The sequence below is a fragment of the Weizmannia sp. FSL W8-0676 genome, assembly GCF_038593015.1.
Classification (GTDB): Bacteria; Bacillota; Bacilli; order Bacillales; family Bacillaceae_C; genus Weizmannia; species Weizmannia coagulans.
This window is the reverse complement of the sequence record NZ_CP151954.1, coordinates 61,174-87,289: the sequence shown is the minus strand read 5'-3', so window position 1 is coordinate 87,289 and position 26,116 is coordinate 61,174. Positions and strand designations below refer to the sequence as shown.

Genomic DNA, 26,116 nt, shown 5'->3' with positions numbered 1-26,116 from the left:
AGTCCTTTCCCCGCATTTATGCCGGCGCCAACTGGACGGTCCGGATGCAGGCCTGATCCGATACACAGAGCAAGCACCAGTCACATTTGAGTTCCATTTTTTGGAAAATGTTTGTTAAAACCAACCCAGGAAACAGCCGGAAGCAGAACGCCGGGACACATGACCGCTTTTTTTCCCGTATGACAACCGGCGGAGACTTGTGCTAAAATAGCAACAGTGTGCATCAATGAACAATCGCTTCAGCGGGAGGGCGTTATGAAAAGGATACCGTTTATTGCAATCGAGGGACCGATCGGCGTTGGCAAAACGTCATTGGCAAAAGCCATTTCATCATACTTTTCGTTTCAGCTTTTGAAAGAAATTGTGGATGAAAATCCTTTTCTTGGAAAATTTTATACCAATAAAGAAGAATGGGGTTTCCAAACCGAGATGTTTTTTCTCTGCAATCGCTACAAACAGCTGGAAGACCTTAAACGGCATAGGCAGCCTGTCGTTGCAGATTACCATATTTTTAAAAGCTTGATTTTTGCCCGGCGGACGCTAAAAACGCATGAGTTTGAAAAATTTATGAAAATTTACGGCATTTTAACAGCCGATATGCCGCAGCCGAACGTCATCATTTATTTGCACGCAAGCCTGGAAACGCTCCTCAAGAGAATTGAAATAAGAGGGCGGGCATTTGAAAAAAATATGCAGGAAACGTATTTACAAAAACTATCCGCAGACTACGGCCGGTTTATGAGCCGCTTCGAAGCCGGCCATCCGGACATCCCGGTATTAAAGTTCGACTGTGATACACTTGATTTTATCCGGCATGAACATGACCTGACATACATGCTGCAAGAAATCGCGCAAACCTTACAAAAAGGAGTACATACCCATGGAACTTCGTGAGAAATATCAAATTCCGAACCACGCTGTGATCACCATTGCAGGTACTGTCGGCGTCGGAAAATCGACTTTAACGCGTGCGCTCGCGAAGGCGCTCCATTTCCGGGCGTCCTTTGAAAAAGTCGACACCAATCCGTATTTGGAAAAATTTTATAGCGATTTTAAACGGTGGAGTTTCCATCTTCAAATTTATTTTCTGGCGGAAAGGTTCAAGGAGCAGAAAAAAATGTTTGAATACGGCGGCGGTTTTATCCAGGACCGCTCCATTTATGAGGATACCGGCATTTTTGCCCGGATGCATTATGAAAAAGGCAATATGTCTGCCATTGATTTTGAAACCTATACAAACTTGTTTGATGCCATGGTGATGACCCCGTATTTTCCGCATCCCGACCTGATGATTTATTTGGAAGGCAAGCTGGAAAACATTTTGGAACGGATCAAAAAACGCGGCCGTCCAATGGAACAAGATACCCCTGTTGAATACTGGATTGAAATGCAGAAACGGTACGAGCAGTGGATCGACTCTTTCCATGCCTGCCCGGTTCTCAGGCTGAACATTGACGAATACGACCTGTTTAAACATGAAGATGCCGTCGAACCGATTGTCGAGCGGATCGGCTACATGCTCGCACAGGCAGCAGCCGTAAAAAAATAATGGCGGCTAAAAACCCGTTACCATCGCGTAACGGGCTTTTTAATGATTTACGGAGGGATCACGGGCATGCAAAAAATGTGGTGTCTTGTCCTTACTCCACGAAAAAAGCCCACAGCTCCCGCCATTTCAGGGTGCCACAGGCTTTCAATCATAGTCCTTTTCATTTTTCAAGTGGAGGAAGAGGGATTCGAACCCCCGCGCGGTGTAACCCGCCTGTCGGTTTTCAAGACCGATCCCTTCAGCCAGACTTGGGTATTCCTCCATTTTGACAAAAAAGATTATAACCTACACGATCAAAACAAGTCAAGCACATCAAGATTTTCTACTGCGGAAAGCCATCTGAATTTTAGCCAAAGGAAGGCCCCGGAACGCACATTTAGATATGGCCGTTTTTCTCTTGTCCGCCCTTTTGAGTAAAATCCCGCCCTAAAAAATGCGGAAGCTTCCGGAAAACATGTTTCAAATCCCCGGCTTTTCATGTAAAAAAGCCGGGGATTTTATTATGATTCTGGTTTGATGATATCGGTACGCATGTACGGGCGGAGCACTTCGGGAACCACCACGCTGCCGTCAGCCTGCTGATAATTTTCAAGGATGGCTGCGACGGTACGCCCGATGGCAAGCCCGGATCCGTTCAGTGTATGGACATGTTCCGGTTTTGCATTGGGTTCCCTGCGGAAGCGGATGTTCGCACGCCTTGCCTGGAAAGCTTCAAAGTTGCTGCACGAAGAGATCTCGCGGTATACGTGCTGGCTTGGCATCCACACTTCAATATCATATTTTTTCGCTGCCGTAAACCCGAGGTCCGCCGTGCACATGCTCATCACATGATAAGGCAGGCCCAAAAGCTGCAGCACTCTTTCCGCATGGCCCGTCAGTTTTTCAAGCTCCTCATAGGAATCTTCCGGTTTGACAAATTTTACAAGTTCCACTTTGTTAAACTGGTGCTGGCGGATCAGCCCGCGTGTATCGCGCCCGGCAGAACCCGCTTCCGAACGGAAACAGGCGCTGAATGCCACATAATTGATCGGCAGGTCGCCGCCGTTTAAAATTTCATCACGGTGATAATTTGTCACCGGCACTTCGGCAGTCGGGATCAGAAAATAGTATTTTTCATTGACAAGAAAAGCATCTTCTTCAAATTTCGGCAGCTGCCCCGTTCCTGTCATGCTGGCCCGGTTCACCATATACGGCGGCAATACCTCTTCATAACCGTGTTCTTCGACATGCAGATCAAGCATAAAATTATAAAGCGCACGTTCAAGGCGGGCGCCAAGCCCTTTGTAAAAGACGAACCGGCTGCCGGTCACTTTGGCTGCCCTTTCAAAGTCAAGGATGCCAAGGTCAGTGGCAATATCCCAGTGCGGTTTCGGTTCAAATCCAAATGCCGGCACTTCACCCCATTTCCGGATTTCGACATTGTCCTCTTCGCTGTCTCCCACCGGCACGCTTTCATGCGGAATGTTCGGGATAGAAAGCATCAGCATTTCAAGTTCGGCTTCGACTTGTTTCAACTCGGCATCCAGCGCTTTAATTTTCTCGCCGACGCCGCGCATTTCCTCGATCAGCTTTGTTGCATCTTTCTTTTCGCGTTTCAGTGCCGCAACTTGCTGCGTGACTTCATTCCGCCTGTTTTTCAACGCTTCGCTTTCCATGATCAGTTCGCGCCGCCTTTGGTCCAGCCCGCTGAACTTTTCAAAATCGGTCAAATCTTCTCCGCGGTGCTGCATCCGTTCTTTGACTTCATCAAAATGCGCACGCAAAAATTTGATGTCCAACATGCTATCCTTCTCCTTTTATCGAAATTCAAATAAAAAACTCCCGCCCTGAAAACAGGGACGAGAGTGAACCCGCGTTGCCACCCAAATTGAAAACAAGAGTTTTCCGCTTTGTAAGGATAACGGGTTTTTTCCCGTGGATGCCTACTCGCCCGGCTTTCAGCAACCCGCTCAAGGATGGATTCACAGAAGCTTTCCGCCGGTTTCCACCGCCCACCGGCTCTCTTTAGGAAAAGCGTTCTCCTACTGGTTCCTGTCATTGCTTTTTCAGTCTTCACGTACATCTTAATGTACTACAATTTTATCCGTTTTGCAACAGACTATACCGGAATCCTTGCCATACTCAAAAAATATTCGGTCATCCGCAGGTCATCCGTTAACTCCGGATGGAAGGAGCAGCCGAGCAGATTTCCCTGGCGGACCGCAACAATCCGCCCGCGGCACTCGGCCAGCACTTCAACATGATCGGAAACGGAAACGATATGGGGCGCGCGAATAAAGACAGCCGGGAAATCTTCCGCGATGCCGTTAACACGGATTGTTTCTTCAAAACTTTCCCGCTGGCGGCCGAAAGAATTGCGCGCCACCGTAATATCCATTGCGCCGATATGCGCATCTTCCTGGCCTTCAATACGCTTTGCAAGCAGGATCAGCCCTGCGCATGTGCCAAAGACCGGCTTGCTTTCGGCAAACTGTTTCAGTTCCGCCATAAAACCGTAGCGGTCAATGAGCCGCCGCATTGCCGTGCTTTCCCCGCCCGGCAGGATGAGCCCGCCGATTTCGTCCAACTGCTCTTTTTTCTTAACGACAACACCTTCCGCCCCGCAGGCTTCCACTGCACGGATATGTTCCTCCACAGCCCCCTGGAGGCCAAGTACGCCAATTTTTTTCATGCTGATTCTCCTTACCAGCCGCGCTCCTGCATTCTTGCTTCAGCCGGCAATGTTGAAATTTCTAAGCCTTTCATTGCTGTTCCAAGGTCTTTCGACAATTCGGCAATCAGTTTGTAATCTTGGTAGTGGGTCGTTGCTTCGACAATCGCTTTCGCAAATTTCGCCGGGTTTTCCGATTTGAAAATCCCCGATCCGACGAAAACGCCGTCCGCACCGAGCTGCATCATCAAAGCCGCATCCGCCGGCGTTGCAACACCGCCAGCAGCAAAGTTTACAACCGGCAGCCGGCCTTCTTTTTTAATTTGCAGCAGCACCTCGTACGGGGCACCGAGCTGTTTGGCTTCCGTCATCAGTTCATCTTCGTTCATGTTGACCACTTTCCGCACCTGCGCATTCACTTTCCGCATATGCCTGACCGCTTCAACGATATTCCCGGTTCCCGGCTCGCCTTTTGTCCTGAGCATCGAGGCGCCTTCCCCGATCCTTCGTGCCGCTTCCCCCAAATCGCGGCAGCCGCACACAAACGGCACCGTGAATTCTTTTTTATTGATGTGGAACTCATCATCGGCCGGCGTTAAAACTTCGCTTTCGTCAATATAATCGACGCCCATCGCTTCGAGCACCCGCGCTTCAACAATATGGCCGATCCTTGCTTTTGCCATTACCGGAATGCTGACGGCGTTCATTACTTCTTCCACAATGGAAGGGTCCGCCATACGGGCAACCCCTCCGGCTTTCCGGATATCGGAAGGAACGCGTTCTAATGCCATGACGGCAACAGCGCCTGCTTCTTCAGCAAGTTTTGCCTGCTCGGCATTGACCACGTCCATGATCACGCCGCCTTTCTGCATTTCCGCCATCCCGCGTTTCACTAGATCTGTTCCTGTTTTCATCTTTTGTACGCCCCTTTATAAAATTAAAAATTCTTATTATATGTATAATAATTTAAATTAACACCAAAAGCGAATGCTTGTCAAGGCACTAATTTTTCCACGTTAAAGTGAAAAACAGGACAAGGGCCCTTGTCCTGTTTTCATTTAAAATAATTTGCCGGCTGTATGATCCCAAAGTCCCCCGAAAAATCCGCCAATTCCGCGCATCATACGCACAAACCAGTTGGCTTTTTCAATATCGGTTTTGGTGACCAAAGCGGTGTGTGCTGTACCCGGGCCGTACAAATAGCCAAGTTCCTGCCCGTCTTTATGCCGGGCATACAATGTACCGACCTTTGTTCCCTTTTTCACCGGCGCTGTGATTTGTTTTGAATCAAATTTCACAACAGGGGTGTACATTTTGCCTTCCCCGTTTTTCACAGCCACTTTAAGCGGCGCCTTCGTGACAATGGAAGCCTGTTTTTCTTTGCCGGACTTCACCGTTACCGTCTTTTTCACCTGATAGCCTTTCGGGTAAAGGGTTTTTTCTGTGAAATTATTAAAAGCATAATCCATTAATTTGTTTGTGACATCAAATCGGGACTTGATGGTGCTGTTCCCGTTCGCATCCTCTGCATGAAGAACGACGGTAATGATGCGCATGCCGTTTTGCTTGGCCGTGCCTGTAAAGCAGTATCCCGCTTTGTCGGTGTTCCCGGTTTTCAACCCGTCAACGCCCTGCCGCCCGTAAACAAGGGACGGAAGCATCCAGTTCCAGTTCTGCATCGCAATTTCATCATCTGTCCCGGCCCGGAATTTCATTTTGGCCGTGCTTGTTGTTTGTAAAATCTCCGGGTAGTCGTGGATCAAATGGTAGGCGATTTTTGCAACGGATTTTGCTGAGACAAGGTTTTCTTCCGTCCTGCCTGTCCCGGCCGGCTGCATGCCTTGCAAATCCTTATTGTTCAGCCCGGTTGCGTTCACAAACTTATAATGGGTGAGGCCGAATGCTTTCGCTTGTTTGTTCATCATGTTCAGATAGTTTTTTTCCGTTCCGCCGAGCGTTTCTGCAATCGCAATCGTTGCGCCGTTTGCCGAATAAATCGCCATCGCTTGGAAAAGCTCTTTAACCGTGTACTTTTCGCCTTTTCTTAACGGCACATTTGAAAGTGCCCTGTTTTGGGAAATGCGATACGCATAATCGCTGATTGTCACTTTCTGGTTCCACGAAACCTTTTTCTCATGAATGGCTTTAAGCAGCAAGTACTCCGTCATCATTTTGCTCATGGAAGCAATGCCCAGCGCCTGTTCGGCATTTTTTTCATACAAAATCTGCCCGTTATCCGCATCCACAATGATAGCCGCTTTTGCATGAATATCCAACTGGTCCTGCGCATGGGCTTTTTTCGGCACCTGCTGCACAACCCCTGCCGATAACAGCAGCACCAGAAACGCAAATGCCATTTTTTGCAAGCTTTTTTTCACTTTCAACCCTCCATCAAGATATGTATACACTTTGCCTATTTTAACATAGTTCCGGTTGAAAAAGTAGATGCATAGAGTTTGCCGTATTTGTCAGCTTTTTCCGAAAATGCAGGGCAGCCGGTACAGGGCTGCAACTCTATTAAATGGTAGAAAAAAATGGCAGGAAAATTGCCTGCCATTTTGTTTCCCATTCAAAATCCATGTTAAGACAAAGAATAATTCGGTGCTTCTTTTGTAATCTGGATATCATGCGGATGGCTCTCCCGCAGGCCTGCCCCTGTCATGCGGATAAACTGCGCTTCTTCACGCAAGGAAATCACATCTTTCGCGCCGCAATAACCCATGCCGGACCGGAGCCCGCCAATTAATTGGTAGATGACATCCTGCAGGCTCCCTTTAAACGGCACGCGTCCCTCGATCCCTTCCGGCACCAGTTTTTTCGCGCCTTCCTGGAAGTAACGGTCCCTCGATCCGCTTTCCATTGCGCTGATTGACCCCATGCCGCGGTAGACTTTATATTGCCGTCCTTGGTAAATTTCCATTTCGCCCGGGCTTTCCGATGTCCCTGCAAGCAGGCTGCCGAGCATTACGGCATGTCCGCCGGCAGCCAGCGCCTTTACAATATCGCCTGAGAATTTAATGCCGCCGTCCGCAATAATCGCTTTCCCGTACTTTCTTGCTTCCGTCGCACAATCATAAACCGCCGTAATTTGTGGCACACCAACGCCGGCAACCACTCTTGTCGTACAGATGGAGCCCGGCCCGATGCCGACTTTTACAATATCCGCGCCAGCGTCTATCAGCGCTTTCGTACCTTCCGCCGTCGCAACGTTTCCGGCGATGATATTTAAGGAAGGGTAAGATTTGCGGATGTTTGCGACGGTTTCCAGCACCCCTTTTGAGTGGCCGTGCGCCGTATCGATGACAACCGCATCCACTCCCGCTTCAACGAGCAATTCCACCCGTTTCATTACGTCACTTGTCACGCCGACTGCCGCGCCAACAAGAAGGCGGCCCTGGTTATCTTTGGCTGCATTTGGGAACTCAATAACCTTTTCGATATCTTTAATCGTAATAAGCCCTTTTAATACGCCGTTCTCATCGACAAGCGGCAGCTTTTCAATTTTATGCCGGTGCAAAAGCTGCTCCGCCTCTTTCAGCGTCGTGCCTACAGGCGCAGTCACAAGATTCTCTTTCGTCATCACATCTGAAATCCGGGTGGAGTAATCTTCAATAAAACGCATGTCGCGGTTGGTCAAAATCCCGACCAGTTTCTGCTCGTCACGGTTATTTACGATCGGCACGCCTGAAATCCGGTATTTGCCCATTAAATGTTCCGCCGCAAACACCTGCTCATCAGGAGTTAAGAAAAACGGATTGGTGATCACGCCGTTTTCTGACCGTTTGACACGGTCCACCTGCTCCGCCTGTTGTTCAATGCTCATGTTTTTGTGGATAATCCCTAGGCCGCCCTGCCTTGCCATGGCGATCGCCATTTCCGCTTCGGTTACCGTATCCATGCCGGCGCTGATGATCGGAATGTTCAACTTCAAGGTTTCCGTCAGCGCGACACTTGTATCGACATCTTTCGGCAGCACTTCCGATTCTGCCGGAATCAGTAATACATCATCAAACGTAAGACCTTCTTTTACGAACTTCGTTTCCCACATGCAAACCCCTCCTGGATTGATAAAAATATTATTTGTAGGTTATCAATTGGACATAATACTGTCAAGGTCTCCAAAACATATAATACTATTCAGTTAATTCGGAGGGCGAAATATTGTCTTTTATGGACCAATGGGATCACTTGATTTTATTTCAATCCGCGGAATATACGCAGCGCTATTTGAAAGCCCGCTATGAGGCTTCGGATTTTAGCCAAAGCGCCGCCAAAAGCTATGAGAACTGCTATGCTTTTATGTATTATCTCGAACACGGTGAAGCTTATTACCGCCAGGCTATGCAGGCGCCCGTTTCAATTCAGCCTGTTCTGATTTTTTACGGCTTCATTCATTTATTAAAAGCCTGCCTGCTGTCATGCGACCCGCTGTATCCTGAAACCACCTCCGTCCTTGCCCACGGGGTGACATCGCGAAAAAAGAAAAAACAAAACTACCGGTTTGGCGAAGACGAGGTTAAAATTCAAAAAACCGGTTTATGCGGCCATTTTGCCCAAAAAATGTTCGGGCTCGGCCCGCTCGAAGGCAATAAATATTCCATGCAGAGCCTGCTCCGGCAAATCCCGGAACTTGAAACGGCCCTCCCCCGCCGGAAATATTTTGTGCCGGTAAAAGAAAAGAACGGGAAGTACCAGCTTCCTTTTGCGGTCCTTGATGGCTACCATATGACAGCGGACAGGTTTTCACAATATTTGTCCGAAAAACTTCAGGGCAGGCTTTTGGAAATGGAAGCGGAAGATGGCGCCTTCTCCTTTTCCGCCCGTGGCTGTCTCCCTCCGCCATTCCGTTATCATTTCTTTACAAATCAAATTTGCTTTCCGTGTAAATTACAACCGGAGAACGACCTTCCCGATATATTGGTCCATTACCTGCTTTTATATAATTTGAGCATGATTTCCCGCTACGAAACAGAATGGTGGGCAGAACTGCTTAAGAACCGGGAAACGATTGACTTTCCGGCCATCCGCCTTTTTCTCCAGACGGCAATCGAAAAAGGCCCGTTCCTCTGCCTGCAGTTTCTAAAGGGTATACGTTAAACAATTTCGCCAAACTTAAAGGGGAAACCGATTCTTACGGACAAGCGCAAAATGGAACGATTCACCGGCTATCTGTGTGTGCTTTTCGGCCGATTTCTACCATCAAGAAGACCTTGCAAGTTGAAAAATCCCTTTCCGGCTCCTCATTTGATAACTTTGAGCAAAACGGGGTGCATTCCGAAAAAAGCAGGAGCCGAGTACATTTCCCAATAAAAATATGCAAAAACCGCAGACAAATCGCCTGCGGTTTTGATTTGGCCCGGCAACGTCCTACTCTCGCAGGGGGAAACCCCCAACTACCATCGGCGCTGGAAAGCTTAACTTCCGAGTTCGGGATGTATTCGGGTGTGACCTTTCCGCCATCATCACCGGACCTGTATTTTATTTTGGGATGTGTTCCCTGAAAACCGGATGGGAGAAAAACTGTAAACGGAGAATAGCTTTGAAAATTGTCCAGCTCCGGTGCCTAGCCCCTCGAGGTCGAATCACCTGCCCGCCACGGAGCCAAAAGACGGCTCCATGCCGGTCAGAACATTCGCTTGTCGGGGCTAAACAAGGCACCTCCGCTTTTCGTGGTTAAGTCCTCGATCGATTAGTATCCGTCAGCTGCACGCGTCACCGCGCTTCCACCCCGGACCTATCAACCTGATCATCTTTCAGGGATCTTACCAGTTAAACTGTGGGAAATCTCATCTTGAGGGGGGCTTCATGCTTAGATGCTTTCAGCACTTATCCCTTCCGCACATAGCTACCCAGCGATGCCTTTGGCAAGACAACTGGTACACCAGCGGTGCGTCCATCCCGGTCCTCTCGTACTAAGGACAGCTCCTCTCAAATTTCCTGCGCCCGCGACGGATAGGGACCGAACTGTCTCACGACGTTCTGAACCCAGCTCGCGTACCGCTTTAATGGGCGAACAGCCCAACCCTTGGGACCGACTACAGCCCCAGGATGCGATGAGCCGACATCGAGGTGCCAAACCTCCCCGTCGATGTGGACTCTTGGGGGAGATCAGCCTGTTATCCCCAGGGTAGCTTTTATCCGTTGAGCGATGGCCCTTCCATGCGGAACCACCGGATCACTAAGCCCGACTTTCGTCCCTGCCCGACTTGTAAGTCTCGCAGTCAAGCTCCCTTATGCCTTTACACTCTGCGAATGATTTCCAACCATTCTGAGGGAACCTTTGGGCGCCTCCGTTACCTTTTAGGAGGCGACCGCCCCAGTCAAACTGCCTGCCTGACACTGTCTCCCACCCCGGTAAGGGGTGCGGGTTAGAATTTCAATACAGCCAGGGTAGTATCCCACCGATGCCTCCGCCGAAGCTGGCGCTCCGGTTTCCAAGGCTCCTACCTATCCTGTACAAGCTGTACCAAAATTCAATATCAGGCTGCAGTAAAGCTCCATGGGGTCTTTCCGTCCTGTCGCGGGTAACCTGCATCTTCACAGGTACTATAATTTCACCGAGTCTCTCGTTGAGACAGTGCCCAGATCGTTACACCTTTCGTGCGGGTCAGAACTTACCTGACAAGGAATTTCGCTACCTTAGGACCGTTATAGTTACGGCCGCCGTTTACTGGGGCTTCAGTTCAGAGCTTCGCCTTGCGGCTAACCCCTCTCCTTAACCTTCCAGCACCGGGCAGGTGTCAGCCCCTATACTTCGCCTTGCGGCTTCGCAGAGACCTGTGTTTTTGCTAAACAGTCGCCTGGGCCTATTCACTGCGGCTTCCCGGGGCATACACCCCAAAAAGCACCCCTTCTCCCGAAGTTACGGGGTCATTTTGCCGAGTTCCTTAACGAGAGTTCTCTCGCTCACCTTAGGATTCTCTCCTCGCCTACCTGTGTCGGTTTGCGGTACGGGCGCCTTTCACCTCACTAGAGGCTTTTCTTGGCAGTGTGGAATCAGGAACTTCGGTACTTTAATTTCCCTCGCCATCACAGCTCCGCCTTGGCGCGAAGGATTTGCCTCCGCACCGGCCTAACTGCTTGGACGCGATCAACCAGTGTCGCGCTTGCCCTATCCTCCTGCGTCCCCCCATCGTTCAAACGGTGAAGAGGCGGTACAGGAATATCAACCTGTTGTCCATCGCCTACGCCTTTCGGCCTCGGCTTAGGCCCCGACTAACCCTGAGCGGACGAGCCTTCCTCAGGAAACCTTAGGCATTCGGTGGAAGGGATTCTCACCCTTCTTTCGCTACTCATACCGGCATTCTCACTTCTAAGCGCTCCACCGGTCCTTCCGGTCCGGCTTCAACGCCCTTAGAACGCTCTCCTACCACGGACACCAAACGGTGTCCATCCGCAGCTTCGGTGATACGTTTAGCCCCGGTACATTTTCGGCGCAGCGTCACTCGACCAGTGAGCTATTACGCACTCTTTGAATGATGGCTGCTTCTAAGCCAACATCCTGGTTGTCTAAGCAACGCCACATCCTTTTCCACTTAACGTATACTTTGGGACCTTAGCTGGCGGTCTGGGCTGTTTCCCTTTCGACCATGGATCTTATCACTCACAGTCTGACTCCCAAGCATAAGTTTTTGGCATTCGGAGTTTGTCTGAATTCGGTAACCCGATGAGGGCCCCTCGTCCAAACAGTGCTCTACCTCCAAAACTCTCCGCTTGAGGCTAGCCCTAAAGCTATTTCGGAGAGAACCAGCTATCTCCAAGTTCGATTGGAATTTCTCCGCTACCCACACCTCATCCCCGCACTTTTCAACGTGCGTGGGTTCGGGCCTCCAGCAAGTGTTACCTTGCCTTCACCCTGGACATGGGTAGATCACCTGGTTTCGGGTCTGCGGCCTCATACTCTTTCGCCCTGTTCAGACTCGCTTTCGCTGCGGCTCCGCTTCTTCAGCTTAACCTTGCATGAGACCGTAACTCGCCGGTTCATTCTACAAAAGGCACGCCATCACCCGTTAACGGGCTCTGACTACTTGTAGGCACACGGTTTCAGGATCTCTTTCACTCCCCTCCCGGGGTGCTTTTCACCTTTCCCTCACGGTACTGGTTCACTATCGGTCACTAGGGAGTATTTAGCCTTGGGAGATGGTCCTCCCGGATTCCGGCGGGATTCCTCGTGTCCCGCCGTACTCAGGATCCACTCGGGAGAGAACGAAGTTTCAGTTACAGGGCTTTTACCTTCTCCGGCAGGCCTTTCCAGGCCGCTTCACTTACCCCGTTCTTTTGTAACTCCCATATGAGTGTCCTACAACCCCGGAAGGCAAGCCTTCCGGTTTGGGCTGTTTCCTGTTCGCTCGCCGCTACTTGGGAAATCGCAATTGCTTTCTCTTCCTCCGGGTACTGAGATGTTTCAGTTCCCCGGGTGTGCCCTTCCTGCCCTATGGATTCAGGCAGGAATCCTGTCCGATTAAAGACAGGGGGTTTCCCCATTCGGAAATCTCCGGATCAAAGCTTACGTACAGCTCCCCGGAGCATATCGGTGTTTGTACCGTCCTTCATCGGCTCCTAGTGCCAAGGCATCCGCCGTGCGCCCTTTCTAACTTAACCATAAAAGGTTTAAATCCAAAAATAAGCGATTCTCGGTTTACTTGGTTTATTTCTCCTATCCGGTTTTCAAAGAACACATACTGAAGGATTGGACCTTCAAAACTGAACAAAACGAAAACGCCAAACTTAATTTCGGAAAACCGAAGGTTTTCCTTTTATGTCTAGCTCCGGGCGCTATCGGCTAGCGTATTTCTACGTCTTCTCCCTACGATAAGCGGGCATCGATTCGCCTTTAAGGCTCATCGTGTTTCCTTTATCTCAGTCGAAGACTTCGAAATCCGTACGCCGATGAACGAGCGCCCTACGCTTTTCCCCTTAGAAAGGAGGTGATCCAGCCGCACCTTCCGATACGGCTACCTTGTTACGACTTCACCCCAATCATCTGTCCCACCTTCGGCGGCTGGCTCCGTAAAGGTTACCTCACCGACTTCGGGTGTTACAAACTCTCGTGGTGTGACGGGCGGTGTGTACAAGGCCCGGGAACGTATTCACCGCGGCATGCTGATCCGCGATTACTAGCGATTCCGGCTTCATGCAGGCGGGTTGCAGCCTGCAATCCGAACTGGGAATGGTTTTCTGGGATTGGCTTAACCTCGCGGTCTCGCAGCCCTTTGTACCATCCATTGTAGCACGTGTGTAGCCCAGGTCATAAGGGGCATGATGATTTGACGTCATCCCCACCTTCCTCCGGTTTGTCACCGGCAGTCACCTTAGAGTGCCCAACTCAATGCTGGCAACTAAGGTCAAGGGTTGCGCTCGTTGCGGGACTTAACCCAACATCTCACGACACGAGCTGACGACAACCATGCACCACCTGTCACTCTGTCCCCCGAAGGGGAAGGCCCTGTCTCCAGGGAGGTCAGAGGATGTCAAGACCTGGTAAGGTTCTTCGCGTTGCTTCGAATTAAACCACATGCTCCACCGCTTGTGCGGGCCCCCGTCAATTCCTTTGAGTTTCAGCCTTGCGGCCGTACTCCCCAGGCGGAGTGCTTAATGCGTTAGCTGCAGCACTAAAGGGCGGAAACCCTCTAACACTTAGCACTCATCGTTTACGGCGTGGACTACCAGGGTATCTAATCCTGTTTGCTCCCCACGCTTTCGCGCCTCAGCGTCAGTTACAGACCAGAGAGCCGCCTTCGCCACTGGTGTTCCTCCACATCTCTACGCATTTCACCGCTACACGTGGAATTCCACTCTCCTCTTCTGCACTCAAGCCTCCCAGTTTCCAATGACCGCTTGCGGTTGAGCCGCAAGATTTCACATCAGACTTAAGAAGCCGCCTGCGCGCGCTTTACGCCCAATAATTCCGGACAACGCTTGCCACCTACGTATTACCGCGGCTGCTGGCACGTAGTTAGCCGTGGCTTTCTGGCCGGGTACCGTCAAGGCGCCGCCCTGTTCGAACGGCACTTGTTCTTCCCCGGCAACAGAGTTTTACGACCCGAAGGCCTTCTTCACTCACGCGGCGTTGCTCCGTCAGACTTTCGTCCATTGCGGAAGATTCCCTACTGCTGCCTCCCGTAGGAGTTTGGGCCGTGTCTCAGTCCCAATGTGGCCGATCACCCTCTCAGGTCGGCTACGCATCGTTGCCTTGGTGGGCTGTTACCCCGCCAACTAGCTAATGCGCCGCGGGCCCATCTGTAAGTGGCAGCCGAAGCCGCCTTTCCTTTTTCCTCCATGCGGAGGAAAAAACTATCCGGTATTAGCCCCGGTTTCCCGGCGTTATCCCAGTCTTACAGGCAGGTTGCCCACGTGTTACTCACCCGTCCGCCGCTAACCTTTTAAAAGCAAGCTTTTAAAAGGTCCGCACGACTTGCATGTATTAGGCACGCCGCCAGCGTTCGTCCTGAGCCAGGATCAAACTCTCAGTAAAGATGTTTGATAAAAGCTCAAAAAGAATTTGACGTTTCGTTTTGTCCAGTTTTCAAGGAACAATCTCAAACAGCAACTTTTAAATTATAGCACCTATTTATTTAAAAGTCAATGCTTCTTTGGTGGAGCCTAGCGGGATCGAACCGCTGACCTCCTGCGTGCAAAGCAGGCGCTCTCCCAGCTGAGCTAAGGCCCCGAATTTGAATGGTCGGGAAGACAGGATTCGAACCTGCGACCCCATGGTCCCAAACCATGTGCTCTACCAAGCTGAGCTACTTCCCGTATATGGCGCGCCCAAGAGGAGTCGAACCCCTAACCTTTTGATCCGTAGTCAAACGCTCTATCCAATTGAGCTATGGGCGCATACATTGAATGGTGCCGAGGACCGGAGTCGAACCGGTACGGTAGTCACCTACCGCAGGATTTTAAGTCCTGTGCGTCTGCCAATTCCGCCACCCCGGCAAGAGAAAAAAATGGAGCGGAAGACGGGATTCGAACCCGCGACCCCCACCTTGGCAAGGTGATGTTCTACCACTGAACTACTTCCGCAAAAGATGCAGATAACAAAGAATTTCAGGGCGGCTTTGAACAGGCTGAAACTCTTATCTCCTGCTAAATATGATGAGCCATGCAGGATTCGAACCTGCGACCCTCTGATTAAAAGTCAGATGCTCTACCAACTGAGCTAATGGCTCATATTTATGGTGGAGGATGACGGGATCGAACCGCCGACCCTCTGCTTGTAAGGCAGACGCTCTCCCAGCTGAGCTAATCCTCCGTATTATGGCCCGGCAACGTCCTACTCTCGCAGGGGGAAACCCCCAACTACCATCGGCGCTGGAAAGCTTAACTTCCGAGTTCGGGATGTGTTCGGGTGTGACCTTTCCGCCATCATCACCGGACCTGTATTTTATTTTGGGATGTGTTCCCTGAAAACCGGATGGGAGAAAAAACTGTAAACGGAGAATAGCTTTGGTTTCTAACTTTGAAAATTGTCTAGCTCCAGCGCCTATCGGCTAGCGTATTTCTGCGCTTTCTCCCTATGATAAGCGGGCATCGACTCGCCTTTAAGGGCTCGTCGTGTTTCCTTTATCTCAGTCGAAAGCTCCGAAATCCGTACGCCGATGGGCAAGGCGCTTCCGCTTTTCTATTGTCCAGCTTCGGTGCCTAGCCCCTCGAGGTCGAATCACCTGCCCGCCACGGAGCCAAAAGACGGCTCCATGCCGGTCAGAACATTCGCTTGTCGGGGCTAAACAAGGCACCTCCGCTTTTCGTGGTTAAGTCCTCGATCGATTAGTATCCGTCAGCTGCACGCGTCACCGCGCTTCCACCCCGGACCTATCAACCTGATCATCTTTCAGGGATCTTACCAGTTAAACTGTGGGAAATCTCATCTTGAGGGGGGCTTCATGCTTAGATGCTTTCAGCACTTATCCCTTCCGCACATAGCTACCCAGCGATGCCTTTGGCAAGACAACTGGTACACCAGCGGTGCGTCCATCCCGGTCCTCTCGTACTAAGGACAGCTCCTCTCAAATTTCCTGCGCCCGCGACGGATAGGGACCGAACTGTCTCACGACGTTCTGAACCCAGCTCGCGTACCGCTTTAATGGGCGAACAGCCCAACCCTTGGGACCGACTACAGCCCCAGGATGCGATGAGCCGACATCGAGGTGCCAAACCTCCCCGTCGATGTGGACTCTTGGGGGAGATCAGCCTGTTATCCCCAGGGTAGCTTTTATCCGTTGAGCGATGGCCCTTCCATGCGGAACCACCGGATCACTAAGCCCGACTTTCGTCCCTGCCCGACTTGTAAGTCTCGCAGTCAAGCTCCCTTATGCCTTTACACTCTGCGAATGATTTCCAACCATTCTGAGGGAACCTTTGGGCGCCTCCGTTACCTTTTAGGAGGCGACCGCCCCAGTCAAACTGCCTGCCTGACACTGTCTCCCACCCCGGTAAGGGGTGCGGGTTAGAATTTCAATACAGCCAGGGTAGTATCCCACCGATGCCTCCGCCGAAGCTGGCGCTCCGGTTTCCAAGGCTCCTACCTATCCTGTACAAGCTGTACCAAAATTCAATATCAGGCTGCAGTAAAGCTCCATGGGGTCTTTCCGTCCTGTCGCGGGTAACCTGCATCTTCACAGGTACTATAATTTCACCGAGTCTCTCGTTGAGACAGTGCCCAGATCGTTACACCTTTCGTGCGGGTCAGAACTTACCTGACAAGGAATTTCGCTACCTTAGGACCGTTATAGTTACGGCCGCCGTTTACTGGGGCTTCAGTTCAGAGCTTCGCCTTGCGGCTAACCCCTCTCCTTAACCTTCCAGCACCGGGCAGGTGTCAGCCCCTATACTTCGCCTTGCGGCTTCGCAGAGACCTGTGTTTTTGCTAAACAGTCGCCTGGGCCTATTCACTGCGGCTTCCCGGGGCATACACCCCAAAAAGCACCCCTTCTCCCGAAGTTACGGGGTCATTTTGCCGAGTTCCTTAACGAGAGTTCTCTCGCTCACCTTAGGATTCTCTCCTCGCCTACCTGTGTCGGTTTGCGGTACGGGCGCCTTTCACCTCACTAGAGGCTTTTCTTGGCAGTGTGGAATCAGGAACTTCGGTACTTTAATTTCCCTCGCCATCACAGCTCCGCCTTGGCGCGAAGGATTTGCCTCCGCACCGGCCTAACTGCTTGGACGCGATCAACCAGTGTCGCGCTTGCCCTATCCTCCTGCGTCCCCCCATCGTTCAAACGGTGAAGAGGCGGTACAGGAATATCAACCTGTTGTCCATCGCCTACGCCTTTCGGCCTCGGCTTAGGCCCCGACTAACCCTGAGCGGACGAGCCTTCCTCAGGAAACCTTAGGCATTCGGTGGAAGGGATTCTCACCCTTCTTTCGCTACTCATACCGGCATTCTCACTTCTAAGCGCTCCACCGGTCCTTCCGGTCCGGCTTCAACGCCCTTAGAACGCTCTCCTACCACGGACACCAAACGGTGTCCATCCGCAGCTTCGGTGATACGTTTAGCCCCGGTACATTTTCGGCGCAGCGTCACTCGACCAGTGAGCTATTACGCACTCTTTGAATGATGGCTGCTTCTAAGCCAACATCCTGGTTGTCTAAGCAACGCCACATCCTTTTCCACTTAACGTATACTTTGGGACCTTAGCTGGCGGTCTGGGCTGTTTCCCTTTCGACCATGGATCTTATCACTCACAGTCTGACTCCCAAGCATAAGTTTTTGGCATTCGGAGTTTGTCTGAATTCGGTAACCCGATGAGGGCCCCTCGTCCAAACAGTGCTCTACCTCCAAAACTCTCCGCTTGAGGCTAGCCCTAAAGCTATTTCGGAGAGAACCAGCTATCTCCAAGTTCGATTGGAATTTCTCCGCTACCCACACCTCATCCCCGCACTTTTCAACGTGCGTGGGTTCGGGCCTCCAGCAAGTGTTACCTTGCCTTCACCCTGGACATGGGTAGATCACCTGGTTTCGGGTCTGCGGCCTCATACTCTTTCGCCCTGTTCAGACTCGCTTTCGCTGCGGCTCCGCTTCTTCAGCTTAACCTTGCATGAGACCGTAACTCGCCGGTTCATTCTACAAAAGGCACGCCATCACCCGTTAACGGGCTCTGACTACTTGTAGGCACACGGTTTCAGGATCTCTTTCACTCCCCTCCCGGGGTGCTTTTCACCTTTCCCTCACGGTACTGGTTCACTATCGGTCACTAGGGAGTATTTAGCCTTGGGAGATGGTCCTCCCGGATTCCGGCGGGATTCCTCGTGTCCCGCCGTACTCAGGATCCACTCGGGAGAGAACGAAGTTTCAGTTACAGGGCTTTTACCTTCTCCGGCAGGCCTTTCCAGGCCGCTTCACTTACCCCGTTCTTTTGTAACTCCCATATGAGTGTCCTACAACCCCGGAAGGCAAGCCTTCCGGTTTGGGCTGTTTCCTGTTCGCTCGCCGCTACTTGGGAAATCGCAATTGCTTTCTCTTCCTCCGGGTACTGAGATGTTTCAGTTCCCCGGGTGTGCCCTTCCTGCCCTATGGATTCAGGCAGGAATCCTGTCCGATTAAAGACAGGGGGTTTCCCCATTCGGAAATCTCCGGATCAAAGCTTACGTACAGCTCCCCGGAGCATATCGGTGTTTGTACCGTCCTTCATCGGCTCCTAGTGCCAAGGCATCCGCCGTGCGCCCTTTCTAACTTAACCATAAAAGGTTTAAATCCAAAAATAAGCGATTCTCGGTTTACTTGGTTTATTTCTCCTATCCGGTTTTCAAAGAACACATACTGAAGGATTGGACCTTCAAAACTGAACAAAACGAAAACGCCAAACTTAATTTCGGAAAACCGAAGGTTTTCCTTTTATGTCTAGCTCCGGGCGCTATCGGCTAGCGTATTTCTACGTCTTCTCCCTACGATAAGCGGGCATCGATTCGCCTTTAAGGCTCATCGTGTTTCCTTTATCTCAGTCGAAGACTTCGAAATCCGTACGCCGATGAACGAGCGCCCTACGCTTTTCCCCTTAGAAAGGAGGTGATCCAGCCGCACCTTCCGATACGGCTACCTTGTTACGACTTCACCCCAATCATCTGTCCCACCTTCGGCGGCTGGCTCCGTAAAGGTTACCTCACCGACTTCGGGTGTTACAAACTCTCGTGGTGTGACGGGCGGTGTGTACAAGGCCCGGGAACGTATTCACCGCGGCATGCTGATCCGCGATTACTAGCGATTCCGGCTTCATGCAGGCGGGTTGCAGCCTGCAATCCGAACTGGGAATGGTTTTCTGGGATTGGCTTAACCTCGCGGTCTCGCAGCCCTTTGTACCATCCATTGTAGCACGTGTGTAGCCCAGGTCATAAGGGGCATGATGATTTGACGTCATCCCCACCTTCCTCCGGTTTGTCACCGGCAGTCACCTTAGAGTGCCCAACTCAATGCTGGCAACTAAGGTCAAGGGTTGCGCTCGTTGCGGGACTTAACCCAACATCTCACGACACGAGCTGACGACAACCATGCACCACCTGTCACTCTGTCCCCCGAAGGGGAAGGCCCTGTCTCCAGGGAGGTCAGAGGATGTCAAGACCTGGTAAGGTTCTTCGCGTTGCTTCGAATTAAACCACATGCTCCACCGCTTGTGCGGGCCCCCGTCAATTCCTTTGAGTTTCAGCCTTGCGGCCGTACTCCCCAGGCGGAGTGCTTAATGCGTTAGCTGCAGCACTAAAGGGCGGAAACCCTCTAACACTTAGCACTCATCGTTTACGGCGTGGACTACCAGGGTATCTAATCCTGTTTGCTCCCCACGCTTTCGCGCCTCAGCGTCAGTTACAGACCAGAGAGCCGCCTTCGCCACTGGTGTTCCTCCACATCTCTACGCATTTCACCGCTACACGTGGAATTCCACTCTCCTCTTCTGCACTCAAGCCTCCCAGTTTCCAATGACCGCTTGCGGTTGAGCCGCAAGATTTCACATCAGACTTAAGAAGCCGCCTGCGCGCGCTTTACGCCCAATAATTCCGGACAACGCTTGCCACCTACGTATTACCGCGGCTGCTGGCACGTAGTTAGCCGTGGCTTTCTGGCCGGGTACCGTCAAGGCGCCGCCCTGTTCGAACGGCACTTGTTCTTCCCCGGCAACAGAGTTTTACGACCCGAAGGCCTTCTTCACTCACGCGGCGTTGCTCCGTCAGACTTTCGTCCATTGCGGAAGATTCCCTACTGCTGCCTCCCGTAGGAGTTTGGGCCGTGTCTCAGTCCCAATGTGGCCGATCACCCTCTCAGGTCGGCTACGCATCGTTGCCTTGGTGGGCCATTACCCCGCCAACTAGCTAATGCGCCGCGGGCCCATCTGTAAGTGGCAGCCGAAGCCGCCTTTCCTTTTTCCTCCATGCGGAGGAAAAAACTATCCGGTATTAGCCCCGGTTTCCCGGCGTTATCCCAGTCTTACAGGCAGGTTGCCCACGTGTTACTCACCCGTCCGCCGCTAACCTTTTAAAAGCAAGCTTTTAAAAGGTCCGCACGACTTGCATGTATTAGGCACGCCGCCAGCGTTCGTCCTGAGCCAGGATCAAACTCTCAGTAAAGATGTTTGATAAAAGCTCAAAAAGAATTTGACGTTTCGTTTTGTCCAGTTTTCAAGGAACAATCTAAGTTGTTTTCTAAGCGACTTTAATATTCTACTGCAAACAAATACTATTGTCAACAACTTTTTTAAATCTGTATTTTTAAGCAGGCATTTAATTAGCCAACGAATAATACTATACCATGTATTTGGTACGAATGCAACAGCTTTTCGCCATTTATTTTTCAAACAAGCTGAAGCCTGCTCTCTTTCAGCAAAACAAGAAAAAGGCTTACCGCTGGCCGTAGCCAATACAATTCACAAAAAACCAGCCGCTTGAACGTTAATATTATTTAAAATGATGTTTACAAAAAGCAGCGGTTCCTGCCCCGCTGCTTTTTGTAAGTTTTGCTTTGCTTAATCCCTGCTTTTCATTAATGGGAAGAGCAGCACGTCCCGAATAGACGGGGCATTGGTCAGCAACATGACAAGCCGGTCAACGCCGATGCCGAGTCCTCCTGTTGGCGGCATGCCGTATTCCAATGCTTCAATAAAGTCTTCATCCATTTGGTGCGCTTCGTCATTCCCCTGCTCGCGCTCTTTCAGCTGGTTCACGAAACGTTCGCGCTGATCGATCGGGTCATTCAGTTCGGTGAAGGCATTGGCATGTTCACGGCCGACAATGAACAGTTCAAACCGGTCTGTAAACCGCGGGTCTTTTTCATTTTTTCTAGCAAGCGGCGAGATTTCGACCGGGTGCCCGTAAACGAAAGTCGGCTGGATCAGTTTTTCTTCTACCCTTTGCTCGAAAAATTCATTGACGATATGCCCGTATTCCATATGTTCCGTGATTTCAATATGGTGTTCTTTTGCAAGTGCCCTTGCTTCTTCGGTGCTTGTCACATTCCAGAAGTCGACGCCCGTATATTCTTTAATTGCATCGACCATATGCAGGCGGCGCCATTCCGGTTCAAGATTTACTTCATGTTCACCGTACCGGATGGCGGTGGTGCCGAGTACTTCTTTTGCTGTGTGCACAATCATGTTTTCAGTCAGCTGCATAATATCGTTAAAATCCGCATATGCTTCGTACAGCTCAAGCATCGTGAATTCCGGGTTATGGCGGGTATCGATTCCTTCATTGCGGAAAACGCGGCCGATTTCATAGACTTTTTCCAACCCGCCGACAATCAACCGTTTCAGGTGGAGTTCAATCGCAATCCGCATATAAAGGTCGATATCGAGCGCATTGTGATGGGTGATAAACGGCCGTGCAGCCGCCCCACCTGCAATGGCATGCATCATTGGCGTTTCGACTTCCAAATAGCCGTTCTTGTCCAAATAATTGCGGATGGACTGGATAATGCGGCTTCTTGTAATGAACGTGTTTTTACTTTCTTCACTCATAATCAGGTCGAGATAACGCTGACGGTACCGCTGCTCGATGTCCCGCAGGCCGTGGAATTTATCCGGCAACGGGCGCAGCGCTTTTGTTAACAGAATAAATTCTTTGACTTTGACGGACAATTCGCCCACTTTTGTCCGGAAAACCGTGCCTTTAAGCCCGACAATGTCGCCAAGGTCCGTGCTTTTGAATAACTCGTACTGTTCTTCACCGACTGCGTCCTGGCGAATATAAAACTGGATTTGCCCTTTCAAGTCCTGGATATGGGCAAACCCGGCCCTTCCTTTCCGCCGTTTTGTCATGATCCGCCCGGCAATGGCAACTGGAATCTCTTTTTCTTCCAGTTGTTCTTCCGTGCATTCGCCGTATTTTTGTTTTAATTCTTCCGTGTCGGTTGTCCGTTCAAAACGCTTGCCGAACGGGTCCACCCCTTTTTCGCGGAGCGCCTCCATTTTTTCTTTCCGGACCAGATACTGTTCATTTATATTTTCGCCACTCATCTTTTTTCCTCCAATCGTTAAAAATGCCGGCCAATATGATAGAAAAGGAAAGACGCCTTTCCTTATTTTCCGCCCTCTTCAAGTATGAAAGGTTCTGCCGCCCAACATTAGCCATTATAGACGTATACCTCTATTATTGTACACAATCTTTCGCGTTCAGACATCCTTTCACCAGGTTTTTTCTTTGTATGTATACAAGCAAGTACTGCCAGGATTCCTCCGGCAGTACTCCGTTACATGGCCTGTCGTTGTTTCCGTACCGGTTATACACCAATCCGTATTTCAGTATAAAGCCGCCGCCGGGTTGTTTAAAATGCCCGGGGGTACCCTTTATGGCAAGAAAGCAGTATCCCCTGTGATCTGTTTCCACAGCCGGACACCTTCTTTGTCTGCGCATTTTTTCAGCAGCTCCGCATACGGGATTTTGGTTACAGGGTCGCAAAGTGCATTGTCCAATTCCGTGAGGGGAACCAAAACAAATGCCCGTTCATGCATGCGCGGGTGCGGAATGGTAAGATTCTCTGTTTTCATATTTTCCTGATTATACAACAAAATGTCAAGGTCTATTGTCCGCGGCCCCCAATGAATTTTCCTTTTTCTCCGTAACTTTTTTTCAATCTCAAGGCAGGCAGCGAGCAGGCCAAAAGGGGATAACCCCGTTTCAATTTTGACAGCCATGTTTAAAAACTGTCCCTGGTCTGTGTACCCGACAGGTTCGGTTTCATAAATGGATGAAGCTTTGCAAACCTTTATGCCCGGGTTGTTTCCAAGCAACCGGACGGCGTGCTGAAGATAATCAAATCGCGGTTCAATATTGGATCCGAGTGCCAAATAAGCGAGATTATCCATTCTTTCTTCTCCTTGTAATTTCTACCGCAACGGACTTGTAATGGCCGGGAATGGGCGGGTCCGGTTTGGTTACTTTGACTGTGACTTCCGCAACTTTTTCATATAAAGCGAGAATGGAAGCAGCCAGTTTTTCTGCAACAGCTTCAAGGAGCTTGAAAGGCTGCCCTTCAACAATTTTTTTCACGCATGCATAGACATCCGCATAACTGACGGTTTCTTCCAGCCGGTCGGTTTCGCCCGCCCGCTTTAAATCCAGACCAAGCACGATGGATACACGGAAGCGCTGGCCCAGTTTGTTTTCCTCGGGCAATACGCCGTGGTAACCGTAAAATTCCATATCATGAATATAAATTTTGTCCATCCTGTTCCCCTTTTCCGACGAGGGCGTCCATCATTTTCACCATTCTGCTTACGGGTTTTACATCGTGGACACGGACCATATGGCAGCCTTTCATGATGCCAAAGCAGCATACCGCCCCGGTGCCTTCCATTCTTTCGCCAGTCGGCAGCCCGAGCACGCTTCCGATTATGCGCTTTCTTGAAGCAGCAAGCAGGACGGGATAGCCGAGTCCAACAAGTTTGTCGAGGTTCCGCATCATTTCCATGTTTTCCTGAAAACCTTTCGCAAACCCGATACCCGGATCGAGGATGATTTGCCGGTCTTCGACACCTGCTTTTTTTGCAATCGTAATGCTTTCATACAGATCGTTCAAACAGTCCCGCATAAAATGTTCATATTGCGGGTTTTCGCGGTTATGCATTAAAATAATCGGAACATCGTACTGTGCGGCTACATCGGCGATTTCCGGATCCCGTTTTGCCCCCCATACATCATTGATGATATGTGCGCCCGCTTTTATTGCTTCTTCCGCAGTTCTCGCTTTATACGTATCAACAGAAAGCGGCGCCTGGACTTTTCCTGCCACAGAATGAATGACCGGCAGGATTCTGTCCAGTTCTTCCTCCGCTGATATCGGCTGATGCCCCGGCCTTGTCGACTCTCCGCCAATATCGAGCAGATCGGCACCGTCCTGTACCATCTGATACGCATGTTCCACCGCTTTTTCAGGCTGAAAAAAATTCCCTCCGTCCGAAAAAGAGTCGGGCGTTACATTTAATATGCCCATCACATAGGTTTTTCGGGTAAAGTCGAACGTAAACGGACCACACTTCAACTTCTGTTCTCCCCTTTCCTCAGTTCAATAATTATAGTCTACCACATCCGCAGCCGGGGATTAATACGATATGCAAAGATGCCGGCTTCCCGCAGCGGGCCCGGGTCCTGCACTGAAAATCCCAATCTTTACTGTTCAGGCAGGAAGGGGGTTGCGTTTCAACCCGCATACATAGGTTTGCGAAAAGAAAAACCCGCGGGGGCCGTTCCTCCGCGGGTTTTGCCGTTCTTAGTCTTCAAACTGGTAAAGCGGGGTACTCAAATAGCGTTCGCCGGTATCCGGAATGATGGCAAGCACTTTTTTGCCTTTGCCGAGTTTTTTCGCCACTTCAAGCGCGGCATAAACAGCAGCACCGGAAGAAATCCCGCCGAGAATGCCTTCTTTTGCAGCTGTATCTTTTGCCGCTTTGAAAGCCTGGTCCGTTGTGACACGGATAATTTCATCGTAAATTTCTTTATCGAGTGTTTCAGGGACAAAGTTGGTGCCGATCCCCTGGATTTTGTGCGGGCCCGGTTTGCCTTCAGACAACAGCGGGGAGTCATCCGGTTCAACCGCATAAATTTTGATGCCCGGATAAGCTTCGCGCAGCGCCTGGCCAGCCCCTGTAATCGTTCCGCCGGTGCCGACACCGGCAACGAATGCATCGAGCTGGTCTCCCATTTGTTCAATAATTTCTTTACCGGTTGTCAAACGGTGGATTTCCGGGTTGGCCGGGTTTTTGAATTGCTGCGGCATAAAATAGCCGTTTTCTTTTACAAGTTGTTCCGCTTTGTTTACTGCACCTTTAATGCCTTCAGAGCCCGGGGTTAAAACGAGCTTTGCCCCGTATGCACGCAGCAGGCTGCGGCGTTCCATGCTCATTGTTTCCGGCATGACAATGACAGCTTTGTATCCTTTTGCAGCCGCAATCATTGCAAGCCCGATTCCCGTGTTGCCGCTTGTCGGTTCAACAATGGTGTCGCCCGGTTTTAAGCGCCCTTTTTGTTCAGCGTCTTCAATCATTGCAAGGGCAATCCGGTCTTTGACACTGCTGGCCGGATTGAAATATTCCAGCTTCAAATAAACTTCTGCGTCATTTTCATTTGTCAGACGGTTTACTTTTACAACCGGTGTGTTGCCGACCAATTCAGCAACAGAGTTCACATACTTTGCCAAAATCATCCACCCCATATTCCGAGTATTTTTATTGGTTTAATATCTAAAAATTAACATCTTTTTACGCAATTGTCAACCAAAACGCCTTGCTATTCTATGACAAAGTGCCTAAGAAAACGGAAACGGCAAAGAGTCGCTTTTTTAGCCACTGGCGCCGGGTCTTCTTGATCAAACGGCGGCTTAATTGCAACGGCGGGGCAAGCTTCCGGCAATCGAACAGGCCGGCCCCGGTTAGCCAACTTGGTTAAAAGCTGCCTATTCGCGCTCGAGGGACCCGCATTCATCTGAAAAGGAAGGCCGTTTT

The 26,116-nt window shown here is 50.6% G+C and carries 13 protein-coding genes, 8 tRNA genes, 6 rRNA genes and 1 other annotated feature; of the genes, 3 read left to right on the top strand and 24 right to left on the bottom strand.

From position 1 onward, the window contains the following. Positions 1 to 255: 255 nt before the first annotated feature. Positions 256 to 894, top strand: a complete 639-nt coding sequence (locus NST20_RS00430) for a deoxynucleoside kinase (RefSeq protein ID WP_061575902.1) — start codon at positions 256 to 258, stop codon at positions 892 to 894. Then, positions 881 to 1,549, top strand: coding sequence for a deoxynucleoside kinase (locus tag NST20_RS00425; protein ID WP_133537564.1), 669 nt, complete (start codon positions 881 to 883; stop codon positions 1,547 to 1,549). Before NST20_RS00430 ends, NST20_RS00425 begins: the two co-directional genes overlap by 14 nt. A gap of 172 nt (positions 1,550 to 1,721) precedes the next feature. Here NST20_RS00425 and NST20_RS00420 read toward each other — a convergent pair. The 6 genes from NST20_RS00420 to guaB all read right to left on the bottom strand — a co-directional run bounded on the left by NST20_RS00420 (position 1,722) and on the right by guaB (position 8,247). Then, positions 1,722 to 1,811 (bottom strand) — tRNA-Ser (locus tag NST20_RS00420). A 238-nt stretch (positions 1,812 to 2,049) separates the two neighbouring features. Continuing rightward, complete coding sequence (gene serS, locus NST20_RS00415) at positions 2,050 to 3,330, bottom strand: serine--tRNA ligase (RefSeq protein WP_342399841.1); 1,281 nt, start codon at positions 3,328 to 3,330, stop codon at positions 2,050 to 2,052. Positions 3,331 to 3,380: 50 nt separating this feature from the next. Then, positions 3,381 to 3,596: a binding site (T-box leader), on the bottom strand. Between the two features lie 51 nt (positions 3,597 to 3,647). Next, a complete protein-coding gene (gene pdxT / locus NST20_RS00410) occupies positions 3,648 to 4,220 on the bottom strand; it encodes a pyridoxal 5'-phosphate synthase glutaminase subunit PdxT (protein ID WP_013858036.1) in 573 nt (190 codons plus the stop codon). A gap of 11 nt (positions 4,221 to 4,231) precedes the next feature. Beyond that, on the bottom strand, positions 4,232 to 5,113 hold the full coding sequence (gene pdxS / locus NST20_RS00405) for a pyridoxal 5'-phosphate synthase lyase subunit PdxS (RefSeq protein ID WP_013858035.1): 882 nt from the start codon (positions 5,111 to 5,113) through the stop codon (positions 4,232 to 4,234). A 144-nt stretch (positions 5,114 to 5,257) separates the two neighbouring features. Continuing rightward, the gene (locus NST20_RS00400; RefSeq protein WP_017554805.1) at positions 5,258 to 6,577 is read right to left on the bottom strand and encodes a serine hydrolase; all 1,320 of its coding nucleotides are present in this window, start codon (positions 6,575 to 6,577) and stop codon (positions 5,258 to 5,260) included. A 203-nt stretch (positions 6,578 to 6,780) separates the two neighbouring features. Continuing rightward, complete coding sequence (gene guaB, locus NST20_RS00395) at positions 6,781 to 8,247, bottom strand: IMP dehydrogenase (protein WP_342399840.1); 1,467 nt, start codon at positions 8,245 to 8,247, stop codon at positions 6,781 to 6,783. A 122-nt stretch (positions 8,248 to 8,369) separates the two neighbouring features. Here guaB and NST20_RS00390 point away from each other — a divergent pair, with 122 nt between their 5' ends. Next, positions 8,370 to 9,296, top strand: a complete 927-nt coding sequence (locus tag NST20_RS00390; RefSeq protein WP_342400389.1) for a YaaC family protein — start codon at positions 8,370 to 8,372, stop codon at positions 9,294 to 9,296. Positions 9,297 to 9,553: 257 nt separating this feature from the next. On the opposite strand, the gene rrf (NST20_RS00385) is transcribed toward NST20_RS00390, so the two are convergent. From rrf (NST20_RS00385) to cysK, 18 genes are all read right to left on the bottom strand, one after another. Then, a 5S ribosomal RNA gene (gene rrf / locus NST20_RS00385) occupies positions 9,554 to 9,669 on the bottom strand. A 199-nt stretch (positions 9,670 to 9,868) separates the two neighbouring features. Then, positions 9,869 to 12,800 (bottom strand): 23S ribosomal RNA (locus tag NST20_RS00380). A 319-nt stretch (positions 12,801 to 13,119) separates the two neighbouring features. Further along, positions 13,120 to 14,673, bottom strand: a 16S ribosomal RNA gene (locus tag NST20_RS00375). A gap of 119 nt (positions 14,674 to 14,792) precedes the next feature. After that, a tRNA-Ala gene (locus NST20_RS00370) sits at positions 14,793 to 14,868 on the bottom strand. Between the two features lie 9 nt (positions 14,869 to 14,877). Continuing rightward, positions 14,878 to 14,954 (bottom strand) — tRNA-Pro (locus tag NST20_RS00365). Between the two features lie 4 nt (positions 14,955 to 14,958). Beyond that, positions 14,959 to 15,035: transfer RNA gene (locus NST20_RS00360), tRNA-Arg, on the bottom strand. Positions 15,036 to 15,045: 10 nt separating this feature from the next. Further along, a tRNA-Leu gene (locus NST20_RS00355) sits at positions 15,046 to 15,134 on the bottom strand. A 12-nt stretch (positions 15,135 to 15,146) separates the two neighbouring features. Then, positions 15,147 to 15,221, bottom strand: a tRNA-Gly gene (locus NST20_RS00350). Between the two features lie 73 nt (positions 15,222 to 15,294). Further along, a tRNA-Lys gene (locus NST20_RS00345) sits at positions 15,295 to 15,367 on the bottom strand. A 7-nt stretch (positions 15,368 to 15,374) separates the two neighbouring features. Continuing rightward, positions 15,375 to 15,450 (bottom strand) — tRNA-Val (locus NST20_RS00340). An 8-nt stretch (positions 15,451 to 15,458) separates the two neighbouring features. After that, positions 15,459 to 15,574: ribosomal RNA gene (rrf, locus tag NST20_RS00335) — 5S ribosomal RNA — on the bottom strand. Between the two features lie 371 nt (positions 15,575 to 15,945). Further along, positions 15,946 to 18,877 (bottom strand): 23S ribosomal RNA (locus NST20_RS00330). A gap of 319 nt (positions 18,878 to 19,196) precedes the next feature. Further along, positions 19,197 to 20,750 (bottom strand): 16S ribosomal RNA (locus NST20_RS00325). The 16S, 23S and 5S rRNA genes sit together here with 7 tRNA genes alongside, the layout of an rRNA operon. 395 nt (positions 20,751 to 21,145) lie before the next feature. Beyond that, positions 21,146 to 22,633 carry a lysine--tRNA ligase gene (gene lysS / locus NST20_RS00320; RefSeq protein WP_013858029.1) on the bottom strand — a complete coding sequence of 496 codons (1,488 nt, stop codon included), beginning with the start codon at positions 22,631 to 22,633 and terminating at the stop codon, positions 21,146 to 21,148. Between the two features lie 330 nt (positions 22,634 to 22,963). After that, positions 22,964 to 23,482: a 2-amino-4-hydroxy-6-hydroxymethyldihydropteridine diphosphokinase gene (gene folK, locus NST20_RS00315; protein WP_013858028.1), complete on the bottom strand. Its 519-nt coding sequence runs from the start codon at positions 23,480 to 23,482 to the stop codon at positions 22,964 to 22,966. Continuing rightward, complete coding sequence (gene folB / locus NST20_RS00310) at positions 23,475 to 23,843, bottom strand: dihydroneopterin aldolase (protein ID WP_013858027.1); 369 nt, start codon at positions 23,841 to 23,843, stop codon at positions 23,475 to 23,477. The genes folK and folB overlap by 8 nt, the downstream gene beginning before the upstream one ends. Next, positions 23,821 to 24,657, bottom strand: coding sequence for a dihydropteroate synthase (gene folP, locus NST20_RS00305; protein WP_017554387.1), 837 nt, complete (start codon positions 24,655 to 24,657; stop codon positions 23,821 to 23,823). The genes folB and folP overlap by 23 nt, the downstream gene beginning before the upstream one ends. 228 nt (positions 24,658 to 24,885) lie before the next feature. Continuing rightward, complete coding sequence (gene cysK / locus NST20_RS00300; RefSeq protein WP_014096549.1) at positions 24,886 to 25,812, bottom strand: cysteine synthase A; 927 nt, start codon at positions 25,810 to 25,812, stop codon at positions 24,886 to 24,888. Positions 25,813 to 26,116: the final 304 nt, after the last annotated feature.